The organism is Halobellus sp. Atlit-38R, assembly GCF_003665925.1.
GTDB lineage: Archaea > Halobacteriota > Halobacteria > Halobacteriales > Haloferacaceae > Haloquadratum > Haloquadratum inordinatus.
In genome coordinates this window covers 1-472 of the sequence record NZ_QXIJ01000290.1, presented here as the reverse complement: position 1 = coordinate 472, position 472 = coordinate 1, and the positions used below count along the sequence as shown (strand labels likewise).

Sequence of the window (472 nt, the reverse complement as noted above, 5' to 3'; positions counted from 1 at the left end):
AGAAACGGGGGATTGCCCGACCGCAGCGCCGGGGGCGCCGACGCCCGCTCCCGGCGAACTCCGCCGCGAGGCGACCGAGGTACCACACGACCACGAGGCCGAGGCCGAACCCGGCCCCGGCCGCCGCCAGCAGCTCGACCGGCGTCGGGTCCAACTGGAGGGCGATAAGCGGCGGCGTGGCCGTGACGATCGCGAGCAGCACGAGCCTGATCTTCCGGTTGCCGGCGTCTCGCTCCGCCTCGGAGATTGGTCCTACCACCGCGATCCCCCCCGCGTTCCGACGGCGACCGACGCGACGCTCATGCGTCACCCACGCTCCCGGCGACCATCAAGGCGACGAACCAGTTCGGTCCGCCCGGCGCGACGCCCGGTCGACGCGGCGACCGACCACGCCGATCGGACGCGATCGGTGAAAAGCGTCTCGACCGTTCACGACGGTCGCGGGCCGTCGCCGGCGTGAACGGTCTGGGCC

General features: G+C 73.3%; 1 protein-coding gene. It reads right to left on the bottom strand.

Going from position 1 to position 472, the window contains the following annotated elements:
• The coding region (locus tag D3D02_RS19435; RefSeq protein WP_121571385.1) for a hypothetical protein at window positions 1-259 on the bottom strand (259 nt) is incomplete at its 3' end.
• Between the last annotated feature and the right edge of the window lie 213 nt (window positions 260-472).